This window comes from Ningiella algicola, from assembly GCF_028401415.2.
GTDB lineage: Bacteria > Pseudomonadota > Gammaproteobacteria > Enterobacterales > Alteromonadaceae > Glaciecola.
This window is the reverse complement of sequence record NZ_CP171821.2, coordinates 4,461,112-4,486,466: the sequence shown is the minus strand read 5'-3', so window position 1 is coordinate 4,486,466 and position 25,355 is coordinate 4,461,112. Positions and strand designations below refer to the sequence as shown.

The following is a 25,355-nucleotide window of genomic DNA, read 5'->3' as shown; positions in this document are numbered from 1 at the left end:
CGCTCCACGGTAAACCCATTACGTCATAATCGCACAAACAATACATGCGCTTTCATGTGCTCTAGGATATACCCTTTATCAACAAGCGATACTCATTTGACCTTGTCGTCAGTGAAGGACAACTGATATTGTTGCGTGCCATTTTTTAGGAGAAACAATTTGAATACGTTATTTTCGGCCAGTGCAGTCGTCGCTATTTGTGTTTTGATAGCAAGCATTACGTCAATCGCGCGGGCTAATCCTGCTTGTAGTTCCTTGAACGATCAGTCTGCAAATCTTCGTGCGATGCTCGACGTTGATGGAGTTGCAGAAATTCCGGCTGGGCAAACGTGGCGCGTCGATGAACTCGAATTGTTTGATAACGAAGCGATTTTAGGTAAAGGTACGATCTGCAAAGCGGCAAGCTCGACTTATGGACTGATCGTAAAGGGCAATAATGTTCGAATCGAAGATGTGACCTTCCGACCTGAAATGGTGTCTGGCCAACCAAACTGTGATGTTAAATTAGCCGACGGCAGTCGTAATGTAAGAATTGAATCAAATCATTTTGAAGGTAATACATATAGCGCGATTTGCGGTGCGAATGATACAGCAGTTGGCGGGCAGCCACACGTCATCCCTGCTACCGGTATTATGATTAATGACAATACATTTAACGGTTACGTCAGGCCTATCTTTCTACACTCGACAGATAATGTAAATATTCGTAACAACATACTTAGTAATTCACTGCGAGATGCTATCCGTCTGCGCGAGAATGATGGCTATGTGCTTATTTCTGGAAACCAATTTATTAACGTTGGAAATGGTGTTCAGTCAACCGAAACGCAAGACGCTATAGACACGCAATGGAGCGGTCAAAGACTCGTTATTACTGACAATATTGTACGCGGTACCGAAAGTATCGGTTTTGACATAAAAGGTGTATCTCCTGACTCGTCAAATCTAGGCTCGCGCAGCATTATTATTGCAAATAATCATATCAGCGATACCTTTTTCAGTGCGATCGTACTGCATGGAAATCTGGACACCGGTGAAGCGAATTTCTCAATCATAGTTGAAAGCAATATTATAGAAGGTGCTGTGCGGAATGCGTCCTTTGCAGATGCAGCGATATGGGCAAAAGGTGCGGTTAAATATCTAACCATCGCAAATAACCAAATTCGCTCTAATAAGGCTCGAGGAATCACAGTGCAAACTCGCTCAGGACAATCGGATGGCACAGTCGCAGGTATTCACGTAACAGGCAATACATTGATCAATAATGGCGTCGAAACAGCAGGTAGCTCAATTGGTTTGTATTTGTTAGGTGTTCACGGCGCAATCGTTACAGGCAATACAATCGGTAACGATAACGAACTCCCTAATCCATCTACTCGTTTTGGGATTTACGCTACTAAGATAGTTGACGGGATATTTAAGAATAACTTTTTACGTTGCAATACCTCTTCGCAGATAACCGTTTCTGGAACTAACACGATTGTTTCCGACAACCTGCAGGCAACAACTGGCTGCACACCCTAGCGTGTTACTTGCGCCGCACATAAAGCCAATGTCAAATGGCTTTATGTGTAGCACCTTACTCTCCAAGAATGGAAAGTTTTCTGAAAGCGCTATGTCTAGCGGTCTGAAACATATTTATATCTATCAATGACTTGGAAAAAACCGAAGGTTGTCAAACAAAAACTTATCTCGACTTAGTGTATTCCAATTTGATACGCGAGAATATTATTAGCTCATCTGAAATCACATCTAATAAGCGCGAACTAAGGCGAAGATGAGTCGATATTTTTGTTTTTAACATGCTTATAACAAAACCGAATAATTAGTTATCAATTAGTAATTAACAATACCAATTTGTCATAATTCGCAATGATTTATTGTGTTAAAGTTCTATGCTATTCAGTTGTAACGCTATTCACTTTCAATATAACAAAAGGAACTTGCTGTAATGAGCGCAGACGCCGCTATTATTTCTCACCTAAAGCAACTTGAAGCGGAGAGTATTCATATTTTCCGTGAAGTTGCCGCAGAATTCGATAACCCAGTCATGCTTTACTCGGTTGGAAAAGACTCATCCGTGCTGCTTCATTTAGCGCGTAAGGCTTTTTCTCCAGGCACTATTCCGTTTCCGCTGTTACACGTTGACACCACGTGGAAGTTTAGGGAAATGATTGAATTTCGCGACCGTATGGCGAAACAGCACAATCTAAATTTGCTCGTGCACACCAATCAAGAGGGCGTAGAAAAGGGCATCAATCCCTTTTCTGTAGGCAGTGCGAAACATACCGACATCATGAAAACAGGCGCGCTCAAGCAAGCGCTTAACAAGTACAAATTTGATGCCGCTTTTGGCGGTGCGCGTCGTGATGAAGAAAAGTCACGTGCCAAAGAGCGAGTTTATTCATTCAGGGACGAAAATCATCGCTGGGATCCTAAAAATCAGCGACCCGAGCTTTGGAATATCTATAATTCGCAAATTGACAAAGGCGAGAGCATACGTGTATTCCCCATGTCGAACTGGACTGAACTCGATATTTGGCAATACATTTATATGGAAAATATTGAGATCCCATCGTTATACTTAGCCAAACCTCGCCCAGTTGTGGAGCGAGACGGGGTGTTGATTATGGTTGACGATGATCGCATGCCGCTCAATGAAGGCGAAGAACCGATGATGAAGTCGGTACGCTTTAGAACACTTGGTTGCTATCCGCTTACGGGCGCAGTTGAGTCAACCGCTGATACGCTTCCTGAAGTTATTCAAGAAATGCTATTAACCAAAACCTCCGAACGCCAAGGGCGCGTGATTGATCACGATTCTTCTGGCTCAATGGAGAAGAAAAAAATGGAAGGATATTTCTAAATGTCTGAGAACGTCGTATGGCATCAACACACTATTGATAAAGCTGAACGCGCAAAAGCGCTCGGTCAGAAACCCAGCATCATTTGGCTCACGGGTTTATCCGGTTCAGGTAAATCAACGCTGGCTAACCTGCTAGAAAAAAAGCTATTTGAGAAGCAACATCACACTTACTTGTTAGATGGTGACAACGTGCGTCACGGCTTGTGTGGCGATCTGGGCTTTGATGATAAAGCCCGCGTTGAAAACATTCGCCGCATCAGCGAAGTCGCAAAGCTCTTTGTAGATTCTGGTTTAATTGTGCTTACCGCATTCATTTCTCCATTTAAAGATGACAGACGTTTTTGCCGCTCATTAGTGCAAGAAGGCGAGTTTATTGAAGTGTTTGTAGACACCCCATTAGCGGTGTGCGAACAGCGCGATCCCAAAGGTCTATATAAAAAAGCGCGGCAGGGCGATATTAAGCATTTCACTGGAATTGATTCAGCCTACGAAGTACCGGAGTCACCTGAGGTTCACTTGGAATATGTTGATGAGGCGCCTGAAAAAACCGCTGAGCGCTTGTACGAATTGCTAAAGCAACAAGGATATGTGTCATGAGCAATTTTACAATAACACAAGGGCTGGTCGATGACGTGGTGAAAGTATGTCAAGAGGCGGGCGACCGCATTATGGAAATCTACTCAAAAGATTTTGAAATTTATGAGAAGAATGACGCCTCTCCACTAACCGAAGCTGACTTAGCGGCGCATTTACACATTGTAGAGTGCCTTGGCAAAGTGAGCGATATTCCGATTCTTTCCGAAGAGTCTGCGGACATTAGCTGGGAAACGCGCAAATCGTGGACACGTTACTGGCTCGTTGACCCACTTGACGGCACCAAAGAATTCATCAAGAAAAACGGAGAGTTTACGGTAAATATTGCACTGGTTGAGTATGGTGAGCCAACCTTAGGTGTGGTTCATGCGCCCGTGCTTGAGCGTACCTACGTTGGTTGGGTGGGCCAAGGTGCATACAAACTAGAACAGAGCGCTCGTTCTGAAATTGCCTGCAAGCCCCATCAAGCGGGTGATACTTGGCAAGTAGTCGGCAGTCGCTCCCATCAAAGTCCAGAAATTAACAAAGTGCTAGAAGCATTAGGTGGAAGCAGCGAACTTATCGCCATGGGCAGCTCACTCAAGCTATGCTGCGTTGCCGATGGAACTGCTCACGTTTATCCGCGCGTTGGCCCAACTAGCGAATGGGATACAGCCGCTGCCCACGCGGTAGTGCTTGCGGCAGGTGGAAAAGTCACCGTGCTCAATGTGGACAAGCCGCTTGACGCTGATGCACATCCGCTTCGATATAACCAAAAAGAATCCGTATTAAATCCCTTTTTCATGGTAAGCAGTTGATATGAACAACGAAAACGAACTTTTAAAAACCGATATCCTAGAATATTTGGAGCAGCACGAGAAAAAGGACCTTTTAAGGTTTTTAACCTGCGGCAGCGTAGATGATGGGAAAAGTACCCTCATTGGCCGCCTACTTCACGATTCTAAAATGATTTATGAAGACCAGCTTGCCGCCATCACTAAAGATAGTAAAAAAGTGGGAACTACCGGCGAAAAGGTTGATTTGGCGCTTTTGGTCGACGGTCTGCAATCAGAGCGAGAGCAAGGCATTACTATTGATGTAGCGTATCGCTACTTTAGTACCGATAAACGCAAGTTCATCATTGCCGATACCCCTGGACACGAGCAGTACACTCGAAACATGGTCACTGGCGCATCAACCTGCGATTTAGCGATTATACTGATTGACGCGCGTGCAGGTGTTAAGACCCAAACAAAACGCCATTCCTTCCTAGTCTCACTGCTGGGCATAAAGCACGTGATTGTAGCAATCAACAAAATGGATTTAATGGACTATCGCGAAGATGTATATGAGACGATAAAGGCTGATTACACCAAATTTAGTGAAGAGCTTGATATTCCTGATATTCGATTTGTTCCACTGTCAGCGCTTGAAGGTGACAACGTAGTCAATCGAAGCGAAAAAACACCTTGGTTTAAAGGTGAGCTATTAATGGATTTGCTTAACGACATTGCAATTACGCCGCAAAGAACGGAAGACTTTAGATTTCCTGTTCAGTATGTTAATCGCCCTAATCTGAACTTTAGAGGCTTTGCGGGCACTATTGTGTCCGGTGAGGTCTCTGTAGGTGATCAGATTAAGGTGCTGCCCTCGGGCAAAACCTCAAAAGTAAAAACAATTACCACATTTGATGGCGACTTATCTGTAGGCGAGGCTCCCAACGCGGTAACACTTACCCTCCAAGATGAAATTGATATTTCGCGCGGTGACATGATTGTAAAAACGGGCAGTAACCCACTGCATGGCAATCAGTATAAAACGCATATGGTGTGGATGTCTGAAGATGCGATGATCCCAAATAAGCAATACAGCTTTAAGTTTGCTACCAAAATGGTCAGCGGCAGTATTTCTAACATCGACTGCAACATTGACGTAAACACGCTTGAAAAAAGTGATGCCCTTCACCTTAATCTCAACGAAATCGGCATAGTAGACATTCGCTTAACACAGGCAGTTGCGTGCGATGCATATACTGACAATCGCGCAACTGGCGCATTTATTGTTATAGATCGTCTGACCAACGGCACCGTTGGCGCAGGCATGGTGATTAGCGAAAATGCGCATGCTGGTGAACAAAGCAACTATTCAGACTTTGAGCTTGAGTTCAATGCTCTGGTGAGGAAACATTTCCCACATTGGGGCGCAGCTGACATTACAAAACTTTGAGTAATCGTATTAGCAATAAAAAAGCGCGATTTTTCTGCGCTTTTTTATTGTTGGACCTTTCATGCTGGGCGCTATGCATTGTGAGACTGCTTCGAGCGTAATCTTTTTTGGTAGACTAAGTTGAGATTTACTTTTAGTCTAAACGCTCACGGTTAAGCAATGCCAACACGGTAACAACAAAAATAAATGCCATTATCTCAACTCACCGTCATCGCTATTTTTTTTGCGACGATTGTTACACTGATATTTACCAACAAACGTCCATCAGGCGTATTTGCGGTCTCGACCTTGATGCTGCTACTCACAGGTCAAGTCGATTTTGATGGCGTGCTAGCGAATGCTACCAATACAGGACTTATCACACTCGTATTGCTGTTAGTCGTTAGTCACTCTATTGACAAAACGGCGTTTATAAAGCGTTTAGGACGGGCAATTGTTACTCCTTCTTATCGACGAAGCTTTATCAAGATGTTTGCCATCACCTTTAGTTCTTCCGCTTTACTGAATAACACCGCTGTCGTCGCAAGCCTAATAGGGCCAATAAAACAAAATACTCTGCATGCGCCGTCAAAATTACTCATTCCACTCTCATACGCTGCGATTTTAGGCGGCACGGTTACCCTAATTGGGACTTCAACTAACTTGATTGTGGATAGTTTCTTAATTGAGCACGGTCACCCCGGGTTTAACTTTTTCGACTTTACTCTGTTTGGCTTAAGCGCCGGTCTTATTTGCGGTGTACTGCTTTTTTTAATGACCCCACTGTTGCCAAACCTTGGCGCTTCAGAATCTAATTATAACAGCTACTTGATTGAAGCGGATGTAGAAGAAGAGTCGGAATTGATTGGCAAAACGGTTGAGCAAAATCACCTTCGAAACTTGCCCGAGTTATTTCTGATAGAGGTCGTGCGAGACAACAAAGTCATCTCCCCTGTCTCCCCTCAATTTATGATTCAAGCCCATGATAAGCTCATATTTACCGGCAACGTGAAAAAACTGGATAGCCTGGAGCATATTCAAGGGCTCACAATGTTTGCTGAAGCAGATGGTTTATTGAGTGAAAACCTCACCGAAGTGATTGTTTCAAATCGTGCTCCAATTATTAACAAGACTTTAAAACAAGTCGGGTTTCGCGCGCTTTTCGACGCAGCTGTAGTGGCAATTCGCCGAGATGGGGAATCAATTTCCGGAAAAGTGGGTGAATTGAAGCTGCAAGCGGGTGACTTTTTATTACTCGCCACTGGCAGTGATTTTCAAAGGCGCGAAAATATTTCTCGCCATTTCTTTGTAGTATCCGAGCAAAAACTCACAAGAAAGCTTCTTTCGTGGCAAGAGTACTTCACATTAGCGGGCTTTATTAGTGTGGTTGCACTCGCCGCCATGTCAATCATACCGCTCGCACTTGGTCTTTTGTTCTTTGCAGCGGCGCTGACGATCGTAAAGATATCTTCAATCTCTGAAATTAAACGTAATCTTCCGCTGAATCTCATCATTGTTATTGTCGGCGCTTTGTCGCTGGCTTCAGCGCTGGAAAACTCAGGCGTTATAGACAGTGTTACCGCACATATAAGCCCACTACTGCACGACATGCATCCTGCCTATGCTCTAGTGTGCATATACGTAATGACAGTGTTGTTAACTGAATTTGTTACCAATAACGCCGCTGCGGCCCTGATGTTTCCGTTTGCCTACGGCTTGGTCATTGCCATGAACTTGCCCATCATGCCCTTTGCATTAGCGGTTGCATTTGCTGCCAGCGCTAGCTTCATATCACCATATGGTTATCAAACAAACCTGCTTGTTTTCAGTGCGTCTGAGTATAAATTTTCTCACTTTATACGCATGGGTCTGCCAGTATCATTCTTATATGGCGCGGTGGTGCTGAGTTTACTCACATTCGTATATCTATAGAGCTTGTTGCTGCAAAAGATTGAGGTAATGAACATTATGAAGTACTGGATAAGTAACCGTATGCTCAATTTTGATGTGTGTAACGGAACTTGTTAGATTAACATCGAGGTCTTCTAACGCTGATGTTCAACACCATTTTTACCCTTGAGCTTAGCTTGATATAAGGCTTTGTCAGCGGCATCAAATAGCTTATCAAAGCTATATCCGCATCCTTCAGAGCTTGCTACTCCAAAGCTGGCTGTCAATGTGTAGTCTTGTTCACTAGAAGCGTTTGTTCGGTCAATTTCCTTGCGGCAAGCTTGCGCTATCAGCAAGGCTTTATCCATGGCGCAGCCCTCTAAGATAATTCCAAACTCTTCACCACCGAGGCGACCGATAAGATCATTTGTTCTGCAGCCTAGTTTGCTTGCGTCAACAGCCTTTTTAAGCGCATCGTCACCCACCGCATGTCCATGAGTATCGTTTATTTGTTTAAAGTCATCTAAGTCAAACAGTACTAGGCTCATGGGTATATTTTCGCTACTGCATTTTTGAGCTGACTCATGAGCCGAACTAGTGAAAAAATGGCGATTCGCAATGCCAGTTAAGCTGTCCTTGCGCGATATTTCCATGAATTTTAGATAATTGCTGCGCTTCTTATATATCCAAAAGCAAATAAACAGCAGCAGCATAGTCATCGTTACAATTACAAGCAGCCGGTTGTTCGCGGCTTCTTGATCTAGCTGAGCTTGCGTTCTCAATAGAGAGTTTTCAGCGTCTAACAATGCAATTTGATTGCTTTTCTGTTCACTGTCTTGCCGTGCTTTCTGGATAGCCAGCATTTTCGCGTTATCGCTGGTAATGTTGCGAGATTTAGCGTCAGAGTATTTTTTATGATATTCGAGTGCCTGTTCGAAGTTTTGCCGCTTTTCCGCAATTTTTTGTAAAACCTTATACCCGACCGTATCAGCCACAGATAGCAGACTCACTTCTTGCTTATTTTCGACAATTAGACTGGCAAATTCACTTGCTAATTCAAAGTCCCCTTGCTCGAAATAAGCCTGACTCAACAACATATAAGACTCGTCTATCAGCGGCTTATATCTGCTGCTTGTAATGGCATCAAGATTAGCGTTTAGAATATCCAGCGTTCTATCAGGGTTGCCTTGCTTAAAGTAATACGTGGCTAATTGATTTTCAATATTGAGTGCCGCAAATCCCTCACCGGCCAAATCGCAACGCGCTTTCGCCTCACTAAAAGCTTGCAGTTGAAGTTGCGATGCGTCGATATCAATTAAAGCCCCGAGCAATTGCATATTTGCTAAACACTCGAATCGCAGGCTATATCGTACATTGAGCAAGGGCGGAATGTATTCTAAAAGAGTATCCGCTTCATCTATTTGACTGTAGAAATTAATGACGGCTAAATGCGCTTGCTCTTCAGCTTCAAGGCTATCAATTTGCGCGATATTCTCGCTTAAATAATCTAAGGTTTTAAATCCAGCAGACCAATTCTGCGTCCCCGAATACAATGACACGAGCGACGCGTACGCATTAAATCGTTCCGCTTGTGTATTGCCATTTTCAGCAAGCAACTCGAAAGCATTGATTGAACCCTTAATATCTCCGTTCATAAAAATTAAATAGGCTTGAATAATGTCATACTTGTCTTGCTGAGCACCTGAAAGTGTATCTCGATTTATCTGAGTGAGTATTTCTGTTGATTGATGTGGTTTAGAACTTCGAAGAGAATATGCCCGTTCTAGCAAGTCAGCCACACTTATGCGTTCAGAATCGGGCGTCTGAGAATATGCATTGTGCAATGGTAGCAAGGCCGCTAAAACAAGAGCAATGCAGCTAATGAAAGCTAATTTTTTTGCGGTACTTCTCATCATTATTAATGCACTAGAATATCCATCAGCATTCACCGGCCTAAGCAAACGCTCGCCAAACATAGTTTAATATCGGCTTCAGTGTGAAATTGTTAAGTTATACAGGTCAATACATAGGTTTCATTTACTGAAGTTCACTTTGAATCTGCTCTAACGATTTATGCTTGGTTTCAATCATCATCACAAATGCGAATATCAGTTGTAAAATCATGAACAATGCAAAAGTTAAGAAAATGATTGAAGGTTCAACATTTGTCAAAATAAACGGCATTAGCAAAGCGAGTGATGCAGCAGCAATCCAATGCGTGGAAGAACCGACAGACTGACCAACACTTCTTGACTTAGTTGGAAATATCTCAGCTATATACACCCAAATAACCGCCCCCTGTCCAATCGCGTGTGAAGCAATAAACGCAAAGATAAAGAGTGCTGTTGTTCCATGACTTTGCACGTAAAAATTCCAAGCGATTGCGCAAAGCGTAAAGATATACCCCAGTGAACCAATAATAATAAGCTGACGTCTGCCTAAACGGTCTATTAAAGCCATACCAATGAGGGTAAACATAATATTGACCAAACCAATGCCAACAGTTGCTAAAAGCGCAGACGAATAAGTAGAACCCGCCATCTCCAAAATACGAGGTGCAAAATAGATAATCGCATTAATACCAGAAAGTTGATTAAACAAGCCAAGCAAAAACGCCAGTATTATTGGCTTTCGCAGCGAACTCGTCCACATCTCCCTCAGGCCGACTTTGTTTTTATCAATTTGCAATTGCACATCGCCGATACCGCTTTTAAAGTCAATTCTGATTTGTTCAAAAATGGCGTAAGCAGCTTTTGTGTCCTGCTTGAATTGAAGGAGCCACCTTGGGCTTTCAGGCAGGCGAGTCATGAGCAATAGAAACATCAGCGCGGGAATTGCCTCAATGCCCAGCATGTAGCGCCAGTCTAAATTGCCAGCAATGCCTACGCCGCCAATCGCGTAATTAGATAAATACGCCGTAAAAATGCCCACGACCAAACTCAACTGATATAAAACAACCAACTTACCTCGACTTTTTGCAGGTGAAATCTCACAGATGTAAGCAGGCGCTGCTATAGTGGATGCGCCCACCCCTAGGCCACCGATAAATCGAGCGAAAGCAAAACTTGAAACATCCCATGCAATGGCCGAGAGCAGAGCTGAAATTAAATACAGAAAACCAATGCCAATGAGTGTGGTCTTTCGACCAAAACGGTCATTTGGCGCCGTGCCAAATATGGCGCCAAGCACCGTTCCCCACAATGCAGCCGAAATAGCTAAACCATGGATCAAATCAGTGCTTTGAAAAGTAAGCTGAACGGCCTTTTCTGCGCCAGATATAACTGCAGTATCGAATCCAAACAAGAAGCCAGACAGCGCTGCGATTAATGACCAAACGAAGAGCTTACGCTGAGTGAGCATGTTATGCAGTGACGCTCATAATACGATACCGCTAATTGCGTTTTTTTGTATCGTCTTCATGACTTTCGATAAGAATATCACCGTAGCTCCTTAACTTGTCTTTTGTTCTAAGGTGAGCAAAAGGATCGTGTTGCTTTCCATCATTGGCGTCTTGCCCTGACCTTTGCCTATTATTTGGCTTGGAGGGAAGTTCGTTGCTTTTTGATTGTTTCTTCCATGCCATAATTCGAGAGAGTGCAGAATTATTCCCCTCTAAATCAGCTTGTTTTTGCTTGCGCTTATTGTGCAAATGATTCACACCGAAAAACAGTAGAAGCGCCACAATCCAAGACGTCCATTTCACCGCAAACGACCACCCTACAGAGACATTTTCGGTACTTTGCGCGTAGGCCAAATAGTCTTGGTGAATCTGACCAGCTATAAATACAAATAAGATCAATAAAATTAGGCTGACCAGCAAAAACTTGTAGCGACGCCAAAGCAAACCGGATAGTACAATGTTGATTAATTTATTCATTTTCCCTCCGCCTCTTTGCTCTGTGCTTTAAATTTTACCGCGCACTGAACACGGACAAATTGGGTCCCCCTAACCAAAGATATTGAAACCTAAAACGGCAAGCACAGCTAAAAGCCCCTTCTCTTTAATTGCAGAGTAAAGCTTACCTTCTTCCTCTTGAACGATAACTTCTAATTCATCAGGAGAGAAATCTTCAGGTCGTTTTTGCATTAGCACGATGCGTGTTTTCGCCCGATCAATAGCTTTGTTTCTAATTGCAGTTTTAACCTTTTGGTTAAGTGCTTTAAATGGATTATTCACGCATGTACCTTACTTCATTTTTACGAGCGCTAACACCGCTCGACGCTTAAGCAAAAACGCCGGAGTTAACCATTGCTCTAATTGTAGACCAGAAACTACAATCGGTAAGCATAATTGAAAAAGTAAAAATTAACGCCATGATTAATATCTGCAAGGTTTGCATTAGAATAATGATTAACGCTCACAGAAACTCGATGCCGCTTAGCCAGCACAATGCCAGCTTCGAGCCTGTCTTCAAATAAAAACCGCGAACCTAATTTTCTGTCAATCAACTCATCGTCATTCGAATAGGCCAACCCGATCCCCGCGCCAAAATATAGTCTTTGCGTGAATGCAGTAAAATAATAACGCCACATAGGGTTAACGAAAACACCGGTTTTATCTTCGTCTAGCCAAGGATCTTTCCAATGATGTGCTCCCGCTTCCAATTCGAGCCGCAGCGTGCTGTCTTCCCCGAATTGCCACTGCATGTCGGTGGTGTAGACATATGCCAGTCGAAATGCAGTTGAATTGAGTTGGCCACGGTTCGGAAAATCCCAGCGAGACTTTCCTTCTGCGACTGAGAGGCTTATTTCTGAGCGGCTGAAGGGGCTATCAAACTCAGTGTTCTGCTCCTGAGAGTAAACGCTTGTACTTGTTAAGACGCTTGCAATCAGCAAACATATAGAGAAACAGCTAAGTTTCAAAGTAAAGCGCGATGCGTTTTTATAATGCTCAGCGATGTAACTGCCTTGCACTTCATTCAGTGTTCGTGTGAGTGTATTCAATGGATTTCTTATTTTAATTTAACTTGTTCAGTGCTTGAGTGATTTACCTAGCGCGTTTGTTACGCCGCATCACCTTCTAAGGTGTTTATTGTGCAACTATTGAGTTAGGCGTGATGCCATTTTGCTTGTACCCAAAATTCATGTAGTGCGATGATACACATATGCATGTCGCCAGCACAATTTTAATTGCGGGTATTGATTTTAGGGTTCCGCCGTAATTGAAGCGGCAGCGTGACAATTAGTCAGCGGCTAAAGCATGTTTATCAGTACATTCACACAGGACAAGCAATGATTTTTAGGCTTCTTAATACGAGCGAAAAGTTTGAGGTTCAAGCTCTCTTTACCAATGCTTTCAGCGCAGCTGAGGGGGACGAAGAAGGGAAAATGGTAGGTGAACTTTCACTAGAGCTCGCATCTAATATCGATAATACCGACATACTTTGCTTGGGCGCATACGAAAATAAGTCTTTGATAGGCTCCATTTTTTTCACGCGCCTCATGTTTGACGAGCCTACCTTAGTATATATGCTCGCGCCTGTAGCAGTCAGTGCTGAGCACCAAGGTATTGGAGTCGGGCAATCGCTTATACGGTATGGACTGACGGAATTGGCAAATCGCTCTGTTGCAGTAACGGTAACCTACGGCGACCCGGGGTTCTATTCAAAGCTAGGATTTCAGGCACTTTCCGAAAGTATCATTCAAGCTCCACTGACGCTTTCAATGCCACATGGTTGGCTCGCTCAATCATTAACGGAGCAAGCTATCCGAGCTATTTCCGACCGTCCAACATGCGTAAAACCATTCAACAATCAAGCTTATTGGTAGTCAAACCAGCATGTTAAATCGAGTTACTTTAACAACAGCAGGACTTTTTGCAGCACTCACAAGTTTTCTTTTCACAGCACTCTGCTTTTTTGCAATCACACTTACATTTTTTTTCAGTCATCTTGTCTCTCCGGTTTACACTAAAGCTCTACACATGTCTCGCATGTCTTGGCTTCTATTTTATCGGCAAGCGCTCTCAACTCTCTTGCCACGTTTACCCTGTCTAACACGTAAGTTTTTTCGCGCCCTTTTTTTTCAGATTTTAAAATCCCGGCTTGTGCCAAGGTTTTTAAATGTCTCGACGCGACAGAAGCATCAACGCTGCAACAATCACATAAGCACATAGCGTTTTGAGGCGTTTGGCATTCACACAATCGATAAACAATTGAGAGACGATTAAACTCTCCCAAAGCCTTTAGCAGCTCCACTGTTTCGTTAAATTTGTTATCTTTCATATGCTAACTATTGCATATTTTTGCAAATATGCAACTTAATTATTAATTTAACGAGAATACTGCTTAGGTCTATACTTTACGGTGATACTTTTATTTTTATTGCGAACTAAATGAAAACTCTGACCCCGCACCTAGCGCTAATAATCGCACTTTCCCTTATAATTGCAGCTTGCAAGGCACCCACGGCACAAAGCACAGGAAGGCAAGCTACGCCCTCTTTCAAAAGCGCGAATAGCGTAAAGTTTGCTGCATTTAATGTGTCCTTTGCACATGACCGCGACCCGAGTGAACATTTTGAGCAGTGGGTGACCTTTATGAATATGCCCCACGCTCGGCAACAGGCGCTCATTGATTCATGGAAGGCAGGCGGACTTAACGAGCATAAATATCGTCAAGAACACTTGCTAGCCGAACGCATCATTCAAATACGGAACGTCGCGGCGATTATTCAAATAGTGCGTCCAGATGTGCTCTTACTCAATGAATTTAACAACGATGGAACGGGCGAGAATCTGTCTGCACTCATGGGCTTTCAGAAAAACTATTTATCCATCAGTCAAAGCATGAATAGCGTGGACGGCGGCGATATGCTTGAGCCTATCATCTACCCCTTTCTTGAAAGCTATGCGACAAATACAGGCCTGCCCTCAGGCATGAACTTAGCCAACAGCGATTCCGGCTATGATCCTATTAATCCAAACAACGCTTATGGATTTGGCTATTACCACGGGCATTATGCCTTCGCATTAATGTCGAAATATGAGATTGATAAATCTGAAACACGCACCTTCCAAGGTTTTAAACGCAAAGACTTACTCAGTGGCGATGAGCGCCCAATAAATCCCACCATCAATGTATGCTCAAGTGAACGAAAGCTACCTGAAGGTATGCGTTGTGGCGACACCTGGTTTTCTGCCGATGAATGGCAAAACATCAGGCTCTCTTCCAAAAATCACGTGGATGCGCCTATTAATATTCCCACATCATCCGGTATTAAGACCATTCACGCACTTCTCTCACACCCTACACCACCGGCATTTGACACGTTCAGCGATAATAATAAATATCGAAACAGCGCGGAAAACCTATTTTGGCTTCACTATATTACCGGCGGCGATATGTTATATGACGACAACGGTATCTATGGCGGATTGGGTGATAAAAGTTTTGTGATAATGGGCGACCAAAACGCTGATACTGTATGGGGCCGAACCACCGATGAGCGATTTAACGGTATCCAAGACTTGATGTTTCACCCCCGTGTGAATCAAGCCGTTTCGCGCATTAACGGCGAGCATCTTCCGATTTCATCTGGCGGCGCGCAGGAACCCAACAGGCGCGGACATCCGCATCCAAGTATTCGCACCGCTACCTTTGGCTCACGTGCTGACTACAGCGTCCCTTCTGCTGATCTACAAGTCATAGATTCAGGTGTGTATTGGCCCGCAGAAGGCGAGCCGGGGCGATTACTGCTCAATGACTCACGCGTTGGCGACCGTGGCACTGACAAAGAGGTGTCGTCAGATCACCGATTGGTCTGGGTGACGGTGGCACTAAATTGACAGTTGTTAAGTTTTACGCAAGGTGCTCTTAAAACTGCTAAAAGCATTTACCGCGATATAAAATCGCGTACGAAGAGGGTTGCGGGTAGTAAAAAATAGTGTTTCGCAAATAAGTTATTCCATCCCAACTATTGATTAAGCCTGTGCGTTTATATACTATTTGCGCCATAAACAAATGAGCACCAATAAGCCAGAGTCTCATACATGCTAAATACAAATTTCATTCATCACCACCACAACACATAACCTTTCAGGTATGTGCTTGGAAGGTATGGCCCTTCCAAGCTGGCGAATGAAGAAATTTGAAGCCCTCGGAAGGAAACTTTCGGGGGTTTTTACTTATTCCCCCTGAATATAAACGATAAAGATACGCAAAACGCGAAAGCGCATAAAAGGACAAAACATGAGCGACAACTCCAGACTACGCATTGCAGTTCAAAAATCAGGGCGTTTAAGTGACGATAGCATAGCCGTTCTCAAGGCCATCGGCATCAAACTTCAAATTCGTGACCGCTTACTCATTGCGCATTCTACCAATCAGCCCATTGACCTTTTGCGCGTGCGCGACGACGACATTCCCGGTTTAGTGATGGACGGTGTGGTTGACTTGGGTTTTATTGGCGAAAATGAACTGGAAGAAAAAATGCTGGAGCGCAAAGCCTCTGGCAAACAATACGAATATAAGACGCTTCGTCGCATGGATTATGGTGGCTGCCGTTTGTCCATTGCCGTACCCACTGAAATGGACTATTCATCAGTGAAGTCTCTCGAAGGTAAAAAAGTGGCGACGACCTACCCATTCCTGCTGGAGCGCTTTTTTGAACAACAAAATGTCAATGCGAAAGCTGTCATGCTGACAGGCTCGGTAGAAGTCGCCCCGCGTGCTGGTGTAGCAGATGCAATTTGTGATTTGGTGTCCACTGGCGCAACTCTAGAAGCCAATGGCCTCACTGAGCAAGATGAAGTATTTCAGTCAAAGGCAGTATTGATTCAAAAATCAGAAGGCCTAAGCGCAGAAAAACATGCGTTGGTCTCGCGCTTATTACCCAGAATTGACGGCGTACTGCAGGCGAAGGAAAGTAAGTACATCATGCTTCACGCACCTACCAGCTATCTGGAGCAAGTGAAAAGTCTGCTCCCCGGCGCAGAAAACCCAACCGTATTGCCCTTATCGGGTCATGATGACAGAGTCGCGGTGCATGTCGTGAGCTCCGAAACCCTTTTTTGGGAAACCATGGAAAAGCTCAAAGCCCTCGGCTGCAGCTCTATTCTAGTAATGCCGATTGAAAAGATGATGGGATAGCGCAAAATGAATGAGTCTGCTGATAACACACTGGGCATTAGCCAAATCATCAACTGGACAAGTCTGTCTGATGAAGATAAACAGCTGTCACTTGCTCGCCCCGCCCTGAAAGACAGCGTGTTGCTAAGCGACACCGTGAATAAAATTGTTACAAAAGTTCTCAGCGAAAAAGACCAGGCTGTATTGGCATACACCAAAGAGTTTGATGGCGCCGACCTTGCAAATCTTCGCTTGCCTGTTGAGCACATAGAGCAGGCACAAACACTGGTAAGCGCTGACGTCAAACAAGCAATCGATTTAGCGTATTCAAACATCTACCGCTTTCATGAAGCACAGCGCCCGGCAGATATTTCGCTTGAAACTCAGCCTGGAGTGCTTTGCGAACAAAAGCATGTAGCCATTTCGCGGGTGGGATTGTACGTTCCAGGTGGCAGTGCACCATTACCTTCTACCGTATTAATGTTAGGCGTGTGTGCGCAGGTAGCAGGCTGTGAGTTACCCATTTTGTGTACGCCGCCATCGGTTCAAGGCACGGTCGCCCCAGAAATTCTTTATGCAGCAAGCAAATGCGGGATTGAGCATATTTATTTATGTGGCGGTGCGCAAGCTATCGCGGCAATGGCCTTCGGTACGCAAACGATTCCTAAAGTCGATAAAATCTATGGGCCAGGAAATAGTTTTGTGACCGAAGCAAAACAACAAGTCAGCCAACGCGTTGATGGTGCAGCTATTGATATGCCTGCAGGTCCCTCTGAAGTGCTAGTATTGGCTGATGAGCATGCAAACCCAAGCTTTGTAGCCTCTGATTTGCTCTCACAAGCCGAGCATGGGCCAGACTCGCAAGCCGTCTTAGTCAGCAACAGCGAAGCATTGATTAAAGCAACTCAACAGCAAGTGTTGCATCAGCTTGCCACACTTTCGCGAAAAACCATTGCCCAGCAGTCAATTGCGAACAGTCGTTTTATCTTAACCACTGATTTAGATGAAGCAGTGAAGGTGAGCAATGCCTATGCTGCTGAGCATTTAATTGTGCAGACAGAAAACGCGCGAGCGCTTTTAGGTGAATTGAAACATGCCGGCAGTATTTTCTTGGGCGCATATTCGCCAGAATCTGCTGGCGACTACGCCAGCGGCACCAATCACGTTTTGCCCACTTATGGCTATGCGCGCAATTATTCTAGCCTTGGTTTACTTGATTTTATGCGACGCTTCACCGTGCAGGAGTTATCCGAGCAGGGTATTCAAAACATTGGGCCTGCGATCATGTCCTTGGCACAAGCTGAAGGTCTGGATGCACATAAGCGCGCCGTCGCATTGCGCCTTGAAGCACTTGGCTCCTTAGAAGGCAATAAGCAAAGGAGTGGCAAGGATGGACAATAGAAACACGCCAGCAAACACATGGATTGATGCGCTTACGACCGAGCATGTAAAGCGCTTAAGGCCTTATGAATCAGCTCGACGCTTGTTTTCGGCCAGCACCAAGTCTGGCGATGCAAATTCACAGGTTTGGCTAAATGCGAATGAAGCGCCTGTTGCAGATGAGTTTAGGGTAAACAGCGAAGTGTTCAATCGCTACCCCGACTGCCAGCCAGAGGAGTTAATTAGTGCCTATGCGAGCTATTGCGGCCTTGAGAATCGACAAGTCATCACCACTCGTGGCGCGGATGAGGGTATTGAGCTTATTATTCGCGGATTTTGCGATGCCGGAAAAGACAGCGTTCTCATTTGTCCGCCAACTTACGGTATGTATGCCATCAGCGCTCAAACCTTCAATGTTGGCGTTGAAAAGGCGCAGCTTAAGCCAGATTTTAGTCTGGATCTACAGGCCATAGAACAATACGTCGACAAAGTAAAAGTGGTATTTTTGTGCTCGCCAAATAATCCTACCGGCACGCGCTTATCTGAAGATGATGTGATTGCCGTGCTTAACATGTTTAAAAACAAAGCAGTTGTGGTATTGGATGAGGCTTACATTGAGTTTGATGCTGAACATGCAAAAACAAACTTGCTGGCGCAGTTTGATAATTTAGTAATATTGCGCACGCTTTCAAAGGCCTTTGCTTTAGCAGGCATTCGCTGTGGATTTGTGCTAAGCAATCCAATTATTGCAAAAGTGCTGATGAAAGTTATTGCGCCCTATCCGGTACCTGCTCCAGTTGCGCAAATTGCGACTTCGGCGCTTTCAGAAAGTGGTATTGCTCATATGCGCAATAGAGTGCAGGATTTGCAAGCAGGAATGGTTTTCATAACAGACGCTTTACAACAACACGGTGAAGTGGAAATTGTCGGCGACACAAAAGCGAATTTTGTTTTATTTAGACATGAAGCAAACGCCGAACTCATGGATTATTTGGTTGATCACGATATGATCATTCGCAATCAGAGCAAACAGATCAGCCTGCATAACTGCTTACGAATTACTGTTGGTAGCGAAAAGGAAAACCACGCTTTAATTCACTTAATTAACGATTTTTTCAAAAGGAAAGCGGCATGAGCCAGCAAGCGATTCTATTTATTGACCGAGACGGCACTCTTGTAGAAGAGCCTCCCGTTGATAAGCAGCTAGACAGCTTAGAAAAACTCGCATTTGAGCCTAGTGTTATCCCTGCATTGCTTAGCTTGCAAAATGCTGGCTTTCGTCTTGTCATGGTGTCAAACCAAGACGGCCTTGGCACCAACAGCTTCCCTCAAGCAGACTTTGAGGCGCCGCACACTGCTATGATGAACCTATTTACCAGTCAGGGCATTCATTTTGATGAGGTTTTAATTTGCCCACACTTCCCGGAAGATAACTGTGCCTGTCGCAAACCGCACTTAGGTTTGGTGAAAGCGTATTTACAAGAAGGTAAAGTCGACTTTGCAAAGTCTTACGTGATTGGCGACAGAGAAACCGACATTCAGTTAGCTGAAAACATGGGCATTGAAGGCATTCGATATCATCCTGAAAAGTTGAACTGGGACGCGATTGTAAAACAGCTCACGCTAGCGCCACGCACCGCCCGCGTAACTCGCCAAACCTCAGAAACTGATATTCTCGTAGAGGTAAATTTAGATAGTCAGGATAAGTCTGACATTGGCACCGGCATCGGCTTTTTTGACCATATGCTGGACCAAATCGCAACCCATGGTGGCTTCTATCTCAACTTGCAAGTGAATGGTGATTTGCACATAGACGACCACCACAGTGTTGAAGACACCGCACTTGCGCTTGGCGATGCGCTCAAGAAAGCCTTAGGAAACAAGCGAGGTATCGCACGTTTTGGCTTTGCTTTGCCTATGGATGAATGCCGAGCGGAATGTATCTTAGATATTTCCAATCGACCGCACCTTGAGTTTAACGCTCAGTTCACCCGCGAGTCGGTGGGTGAAATGGCCACTGAAATGGTGCCGCATTTCTTCTATTCTATTGCGCAATCAATGGGTTTATCGCTGCACCTGTCAACCACTGAAGGCAATGCTCACCATCAGGTAGAAAGCTTATTCAAAGTGTTTGGACGTGCACTTCGTCAAGCTATTAGCAAACAAGGCGATGCAATGCCAAGTTCAAAAGGGACGCTGTAGAGGCTAACATGGAAAACGAATCTTCAAACTCAGCTGATTTGGCAAGCAAACAGATGTCGGCTCGCAAGCCTATCACGATTATTAATACTGGCTGTGCAAACATATCATCGGTGCGCTTTGCGTTTGAACGCTTGGGCTCTCAGGTCACCGTTACCGATGACGTCAATAGTATTGCCAAAGCAGACCGACTGATTCTGCCGGGTGTTGGCAGCGCGCCTGCGGCCATGAATAGCATAAAGTCTAAAGGGCTCTTGCAATGCATCCAAAACCTTGACCAACCTGTGCTTGGTGTGTGTTTAGGCATGCAAATTATGGTGCAATCGTCTGAAGAGAACGACTTTGGAAACACAGACGAAACTGCATGCTTAAATTTAGTTCCCGGCCAAGTAAAACGCATGCAGGTGAATGAATTAAGAATTCCGCACATGGGTTGGAATCAGGTATATTCAAAGCCAAATAATCCATTGTTTAAGGGTATCGACGATGGCGCACATTTTTATTTTGTGCATAGCTATGCGGTGGATGAATACGAGCATACCCTTGCTTGTTGCGACTATGGTCAGCGCTTTAGCGCAGCTATTCATAAAAACAACTTCTACGGCGTGCAATTTCACCCTGAACGCAGCGCAGATGCTGGCGCACAATTACTTTGTAACTTTTTAAACATTTAGGCAGGCCCGCTATGATCATTCCCGCTATTGACCTGATTGACGGCAAAGTCGTGCGTTTATATCAGGGCGATTATGCGCAAACTACTGAATACAAGCTTGACCCTATTGACGTGGTCAAGACCTACGCGAGCGCCGGCGCTAGCATGCTTCATATTGTTGATTTGACCGGCGCTAAAGACACGAGTAAAAGACAGCTGCCGCTGATCAGCACCATGGTCAAAACGGGCCTAATGCGCTTTCAAAGCGGTGGCGGTATCCGCCGTGAAGCTGATGTCAAAGGTCTATTGGAGTCGGGTGTTGAGCGAGTTGTCATTGGCTCAAAAGCGGTGTCAGATCGGGATGAAGTGGCAAGTTGGTTCAACACTTACGGTAGCGATCATATTGTATTGGCGCTTGACGTAAATATCGATGAAAGCGGCAACAAATTTGTCGCCACACATGGATGGCAAAAAGATTCGGGCGTGAGCATCGACGAGCTTATTGCCTTTTATTCTAAGGTAGGCCTTAAGCACGTGCTTTGCACCGATATCAGCCGCGACGGCACGCTTAAAGGAGCAAATGAATCACTGTACGCAGAGCTTGTAGCGCAATATCCACAGATTCAATGGCAAGCCTCGGGGGGCATCGGCAGCTTGGGAGATATCAAAAATTTAATCCCTACAAAAGTGCAAGGCGTGATTTTAGGGCGAGCATTACTCGAAGGTAAGTTCACTTTAGAGGAGGCTATCGAATGCTGGCACGGCGAATAATTCCCTGTTTAGATGTGCGAGATGGCCTTGTGGTAAAAGGCGTTCAGTTTCGCAACCATGAAATAATTGGTGACATCGTACCGCTTGCGCAAAAGTACGCCGAGGCTGGCGCGGACGAATTAGTCTTTTACGATATTACGGCATCTAGCGACCAACGCGTTGTGGACAAAAGCTGGGTGAGCAAAATAGCCCAAGTCATCGACATCCCTTTTTGTGTGGCGGGCGGTATCAAAACAGTTGAACAAGCTGGCGTGATTTTAGAAATGGGCGCTGACAAAATATCCGTAAACAGCCCTGCCCTTAGCAATCCCGATTTGATTACCGATTTATATAACACCTACGGTCAGCAATGCGTCGTCATTGGTATCGATAGCTATTTTAACGACGAAACTAAGCAATACGAAGTGTATCAATTTACCGGTGATGAAAGCCGCACTCAAAAAACAAAATGGCAAACCATCGACTGGGTTAAAGAGGTACAAGCGCGCGGTGCAGGCGAGATTGTGCTAAATTGCATGAATCAAGACGGCGTGCGTAAAGGCTACGATATTGCGCAGTTAAGTGAAATTCGAAGTGCTTGTGGTGTACCCTTAATTGCGTCTGGCGGCGCAGGTGAAATGCAACACTTTAATGATGTATTTAAATTAGCCGATGTCGATGGCGCTTTAGCGGCCTCTGTATTTCATAAGTCAGTGATCGAGATACAGGCGCTCAAAGCCTACTTAAGGGAGCAAGGCATAGCCATCCGCGTGTAGCGGCGTTTTTTTGTGCAGATAAGTTTCTCAATGTGTACAAAAACACACAACGGCATACCTTGAACCGAACTTACATAACTCAACGCCCTTGACCGCTTGTGTTGGGTCATTTATTTTTTCGATTCATATGCAAGATATTCAAACCACCCACAAGGACGCAGCACTTAATATGAAACTTAGCTTAGATAATATAGACCATCTTGCATGGGAAAAGGGAGAGGGATTGTTGCCATGTATTGTCCAAGATGCGACTTCTGGCACTGTCCTAATGCAAGGCTATATGAATGCAGAAGCGCTTAATACAACGCTTAGCAGCGGCAAAGTGACTTTTTTCAGCCGCAGCAAACAGCGTTTGTGGACCAAAGGAGAGACTTCTGGCAACACCCTTGAGCTTGTAGACATTTCTGCGGACTGTGATGTAGACAGCATCCTAGCTATCGCTAATGCGAATGGCCCAACCTGCCATAAGGGAACGACTTCTTGCTGGGACGATGCGCAAAGCCCTGACTTTAGCTTTTTGGCAGAATTAGAGCAGATTTTGTCTGATCGTAAAGGCGGCGATCCAGAATCCAGTTACACCGCATTCTTATATCAAAAAGGAATTAAACGCATTGCTCAAAAAGTGGGAGAGGAAGGCGTTGAAACAGCGCTTGCCGCCACTGTAAAGGATTTAGATGAGCTGAAAAACGAGTCGGCTGACCTCCTTTATCATTTGATTGTGCTGCTGCAAGCTAGCGGTCTGTCGCTTGCGGATACTATTGACGTGCTTAAACAAAGGCACGATAAGTAACCCGAACCTGGATAAGTAATTTTGAGAAGACAGAGTTAGAAGTGCCTAGTGTTCTTTGCTGTAGATCGTAACAAGCCCCCGAACGAAATGCCTAAATCATACATGTAGCGCTTAAAAGCCCGCAAAGCGCGTCAGGCAGGAGGGGGTTAGCTGTTGAAAACGTCGAAATCAGGGAAGATTTCGTCGAGCGCCCAAGGACGGGCTCGCAGCGGTTTTCAACAGCTAACCCCCTCCTGCCTGACTCGCTTTGCGGAACTCCACTCAAAACAACATAAAACTTTTACTTATAGATCAATTAGATAAAAATAAACTCACTACATTTTACAAGTTTTTTCTTGAAAATCTAAGCACAATCCCGATATATAAATTGTCGGCGCCGAAAGGGTCGATAAACAAAAAGCTTACCGCCGAATGGTCGGGGTGAGTTTAGGTTCACATCATGCGAACCTTATTTAATTTAAACATATTGCTTAATAGGAAGAATATGACTATGCGTACTATTGATCTATCTCCACTTTACCGTTCATTTATTGGTTCAGACCACTTAGCATCTATGATTGATGCAGCCACTCGTCAAGAAAAGCAAACGGCATATCCACCATATAACATCGAGCTTATTGCCGATGATAAATACCGTATTACCATGGCGGTGGCGGGTTTTGCAAAAGACGAAGTCAGTATTGAAGTGCAGGAGAATACGCTCAAAGTTGTTGGTTCAAAAACCGACGCCAACAAAACTGAAGAAGAGCGTAAATTTTTACACAAAGGAATTTCCGAGCGCAACTTTGAGCGCAAATTCCAGCTGGGTGACAATGTAAAGGTACTCGCTGCAGACCTTGAGCACGGATTATTGCACATTGATCTTGAGCGAAAAATCCCAGAAGCGCAAAAGCCAAAGCGCATCGAAATTGGCAGTAAGCTGATAGAAAACAGCTAATAGCAAATTGGCTAGCGTCATCAGACGCTAGCCAAATATAAGATGTCTCCCAAATAGGCGTTTGTATAAAGCATCAGCTTTTATTACACAACGCCTTTTTTATTTTCCTGACTTTCGCACCCGCGCTTATTCATGCAGTTACGCCATCAAGACAAAGTCCTTAGCCAATGCTAAAGTATACCGAACAACGCATTAGCCAATATTTCAATGAGCACTCAGCCATTCTCAGATAATTACTCAGGCGAAAAACCAAAACGACCGCTAAAACGATTGATGCTGACAAATCGCAACAATATGCAAGTTCAGCTTGTAGATTATGGCTCACGCATCATCGGCATTCGTATCCCTAACGCGGATGGAAAAATGATAGAGGCGACGCTAAGCGACCGCGCTGACTACGACATTATAAATGATGCCGCGTTTAAAGGTGCCACATGCGGCCGGTTTGCGAATCGCATAGGGGGTGCTCAATACAGCGTTAATGACGCAGCCGGAAATAAAACAGTTAAGCTTCACGCAAACGAAGGTCAAAATATCCTCCACGGCGGAAAAACTGGCTTTTCACAACGCCAATGGACCATTAAGTATCATCGTAAAACGGCCGGTTTCGACAGCGTATGCTTTATCCTTCACTCTGTGCACGGCGAAAATGGCTTTGCGGGTAATTTGGACGCATCGGTTGTGTATACCCTTTTTCATGACAACCGTCTTGCTATCGAGTTTAGCGCGACATGCGACCGACTCAGCCCAATCAATATGTGTAATCATACTTACTTTAATTTAGGTGAAAGGGACATTCATCAACTCAAGCTTGAGCTTAATGCAGATGGCTTTCTGGAAACAAATCGACAAAGCATCCCCACAGGGAGAGTGCTCAGGGTCAGCCATCGTGATTCATGGTTAAATTCGAAAAGAATTGGCGAAATGCTTCGTTATAAAGACTTTGATGATTGTTACCTAATCAAGCGAAGTAGCAATACAAAGCAAAATGATCCGCATAACTGCGCTAGGCTTATTTCACATAAAAATAAGCTAGGGCTTAGCATATCAAGCAACCACATCGGCATGCAGGTATATACGGGTAATTATCTACCGGCTAAATATGCTGCAATAGCACTTGAGGCTCAGGGATTACCTGACTCGGTCAATCATTCGCATTTTCAAACAGATTGGGTGGCGCCAAATAAGCCCTATTCAAAAGAAATAAGCTACACATTCTTTGATCTGTAAAACGGCTTCGTAATATACAAAGCCGTTCGTCATTAATAT

Annotated in this window: 24 protein-coding genes and 1 other annotated feature; of the genes, 18 read left to right on the top strand and 6 right to left on the bottom strand. The window is 44.6% G+C overall.

Annotated elements, in window-relative coordinates:
* Positions 1-159 precede the first annotated feature (159 nt).
* From PN836_RS19590 to PN836_RS19565, 6 genes are all read left to right on the top strand, one after another.
* Positions 160-1,524, top strand: coding sequence for a right-handed parallel beta-helix repeat-containing protein (locus tag PN836_RS19590; RefSeq protein WP_395341632.1), 1,365 nt, complete (start codon positions 160-162; stop codon positions 1,522-1,524).
* Positions 1,525-1,951: 427 nt separating this feature from the next.
* Complete coding sequence (cysD, locus tag PN836_RS19585; RefSeq protein ID WP_395341630.1) at positions 1,952-2,866, top strand: sulfate adenylyltransferase subunit CysD; 915 nt, start codon at positions 1,952-1,954, stop codon at positions 2,864-2,866.
* Entirely contained in the window at positions 2,867-3,463 is a 597-nt protein-coding gene (cysC, locus tag PN836_RS19580; RefSeq protein ID WP_395341629.1) for an adenylyl-sulfate kinase, read from the top strand.
* Positions 3,460-4,257, top strand: a complete 798-nt coding sequence (gene cysQ / locus PN836_RS19575; RefSeq protein ID WP_395341627.1) for a 3'(2'),5'-bisphosphate nucleotidase CysQ — start codon at positions 3,460-3,462, stop codon at positions 4,255-4,257. The genes cysC and cysQ overlap by 4 nt, the downstream gene beginning before the upstream one ends.
* Position 4,258: 1 nt before the next feature.
* A complete protein-coding gene (gene cysN, locus PN836_RS19570; RefSeq protein ID WP_395341625.1) occupies positions 4,259-5,665 on the top strand; it encodes a sulfate adenylyltransferase subunit CysN in 1,407 nt (468 codons plus the stop codon).
* A gap of 186 nt (positions 5,666-5,851) precedes the next feature.
* Positions 5,852-7,576, top strand: a complete 1,725-nt coding sequence (locus tag PN836_RS19565) for an SLC13 family permease (RefSeq protein WP_395341623.1) — start codon at positions 5,852-5,854, stop codon at positions 7,574-7,576.
* A gap of 113 nt (positions 7,577-7,689) precedes the next feature.
* Here PN836_RS19565 and PN836_RS19560 read toward each other — a convergent pair whose 3' ends face one another.
* The 5 genes from PN836_RS19560 to PN836_RS19540 form a co-directional block, all read right to left on the bottom strand.
* Positions 7,690-9,450 carry a GGDEF domain-containing protein gene (locus PN836_RS19560; protein ID WP_395341620.1) on the bottom strand — a complete coding sequence of 587 codons (1,761 nt, stop codon included), beginning with the start codon at positions 9,448-9,450 and terminating at the stop codon, positions 7,690-7,692.
* A 121-nt stretch (positions 9,451-9,571) separates the two neighbouring features.
* Positions 9,572-10,894 (bottom strand): sugar porter family MFS transporter, encoded by a 1,323-nt coding sequence (locus PN836_RS19555; RefSeq protein ID WP_395341617.1) that lies wholly within the window; start codon positions 10,892-10,894, stop codon positions 9,572-9,574.
* A 31-nt stretch (positions 10,895-10,925) separates the two neighbouring features.
* Positions 10,926-11,411: a hypothetical protein gene (locus PN836_RS19550; RefSeq protein ID WP_395341614.1), complete on the bottom strand. Its 486-nt coding sequence runs from the start codon at positions 11,409-11,411 to the stop codon at positions 10,926-10,928.
* Positions 11,412-11,480: 69 nt separating this feature from the next.
* Complete coding sequence (locus tag PN836_RS19545) at positions 11,481-11,711, bottom strand: hypothetical protein (protein WP_395341612.1); 231 nt, start codon at positions 11,709-11,711, stop codon at positions 11,481-11,483.
* 95 nt (positions 11,712-11,806) lie between these two features.
* Entirely contained in the window at positions 11,807-12,478 is a 672-nt protein-coding gene (locus PN836_RS19540) for an acyloxyacyl hydrolase (protein ID WP_395341610.1), read from the bottom strand.
* A 288-nt stretch (positions 12,479-12,766) separates the two neighbouring features.
* Between PN836_RS19540 and PN836_RS19535 the strand changes: the two genes are divergently transcribed.
* Positions 12,767-13,303 carry a GNAT family N-acetyltransferase gene (locus tag PN836_RS19535; RefSeq protein ID WP_395341607.1) on the top strand — a complete coding sequence of 179 codons (537 nt, stop codon included), beginning with the start codon at positions 12,767-12,769 and terminating at the stop codon, positions 13,301-13,303.
* Positions 13,304-13,443: 140 nt separating this feature from the next.
* On the opposite strand, the gene PN836_RS19530 is transcribed toward PN836_RS19535, so the two are convergent.
* Positions 13,444-13,758, bottom strand: a complete 315-nt coding sequence (locus PN836_RS19530; RefSeq protein ID WP_395341604.1) for an ArsR/SmtB family transcription factor — start codon at positions 13,756-13,758, stop codon at positions 13,444-13,446.
* A 110-nt stretch (positions 13,759-13,868) separates the two neighbouring features.
* Here PN836_RS19530 and PN836_RS19525 point away from each other — a divergent pair, with 110 nt between their 5' ends.
* From PN836_RS19525 to PN836_RS19475, 11 genes are all read left to right on the top strand, one after another.
* A complete protein-coding gene (locus tag PN836_RS19525; RefSeq protein WP_395341602.1) occupies positions 13,869-15,320 on the top strand; it encodes an endonuclease/exonuclease/phosphatase family protein in 1,452 nt (483 codons plus the stop codon).
* Positions 15,321-15,541: 221 nt separating this feature from the next.
* Positions 15,542-15,661, top strand: a sequence feature (His leader region).
* A gap of 62 nt (positions 15,662-15,723) precedes the next feature.
* Positions 15,724-16,623 carry an ATP phosphoribosyltransferase gene (hisG, locus tag PN836_RS19520; protein WP_395341599.1) on the top strand — a complete coding sequence of 300 codons (900 nt, stop codon included), beginning with the start codon at positions 15,724-15,726 and terminating at the stop codon, positions 16,621-16,623.
* A 45-nt stretch (positions 16,624-16,668) separates the two neighbouring features.
* Positions 16,669-18,003 carry a histidinol dehydrogenase gene (hisD, locus tag PN836_RS19515; protein ID WP_395345758.1) on the top strand — a complete coding sequence of 445 codons (1,335 nt, stop codon included), beginning with the start codon at positions 16,669-16,671 and terminating at the stop codon, positions 18,001-18,003.
* Complete coding sequence (gene hisC, locus PN836_RS19510) at positions 17,993-19,117, top strand: histidinol-phosphate transaminase (protein WP_395341596.1); 1,125 nt, start codon at positions 17,993-17,995, stop codon at positions 19,115-19,117. Before hisD ends, hisC begins: the two co-directional genes overlap by 11 nt.
* A complete protein-coding gene (gene hisB, locus PN836_RS19505) occupies positions 19,114-20,184 on the top strand; it encodes a bifunctional histidinol-phosphatase/imidazoleglycerol-phosphate dehydratase HisB (protein WP_395341594.1) in 1,071 nt (356 codons plus the stop codon). The genes hisC and hisB overlap by 4 nt, the downstream gene beginning before the upstream one ends.
* Positions 20,185-20,237: 53 nt before the next feature.
* Positions 20,238-20,855, top strand: a complete 618-nt coding sequence (hisH, locus tag PN836_RS19500) for an imidazole glycerol phosphate synthase subunit HisH (protein ID WP_395345756.1) — start codon at positions 20,238-20,240, stop codon at positions 20,853-20,855.
* Positions 20,856-20,866: 11 nt separating this feature from the next.
* Positions 20,867-21,604, top strand: a complete 738-nt coding sequence (gene hisA / locus PN836_RS19495; RefSeq protein ID WP_395341592.1) for a 1-(5-phosphoribosyl)-5-[(5-phosphoribosylamino)methylideneamino]imidazole-4-carboxamide isomerase — start codon at positions 20,867-20,869, stop codon at positions 21,602-21,604.
* Positions 21,586-22,359 carry an imidazole glycerol phosphate synthase subunit HisF gene (gene hisF / locus PN836_RS19490; protein ID WP_395341589.1) on the top strand — a complete coding sequence of 258 codons (774 nt, stop codon included), beginning with the start codon at positions 21,586-21,588 and terminating at the stop codon, positions 22,357-22,359. The genes hisA and hisF overlap by 19 nt, the downstream gene beginning before the upstream one ends.
* 169 nt (positions 22,360-22,528) lie before the next feature.
* Positions 22,529-23,149, top strand: a complete 621-nt coding sequence (hisIE, locus tag PN836_RS19485) for a bifunctional phosphoribosyl-AMP cyclohydrolase/phosphoribosyl-ATP diphosphatase HisIE (RefSeq protein WP_395341586.1) — start codon at positions 22,529-22,531, stop codon at positions 23,147-23,149.
* A gap of 490 nt (positions 23,150-23,639) precedes the next feature.
* Positions 23,640-24,086 carry an Hsp20 family protein gene (locus tag PN836_RS19480; protein WP_395345754.1) on the top strand — a complete coding sequence of 149 codons (447 nt, stop codon included), beginning with the start codon at positions 23,640-23,642 and terminating at the stop codon, positions 24,084-24,086.
* Positions 24,087-24,293: 207 nt separating this feature from the next.
* Complete coding sequence (locus tag PN836_RS19475) at positions 24,294-25,316, top strand: aldose epimerase family protein (protein WP_395341584.1); 1,023 nt, start codon at positions 24,294-24,296, stop codon at positions 25,314-25,316.
* Positions 25,317-25,355: the final 39 nt, after the last annotated feature.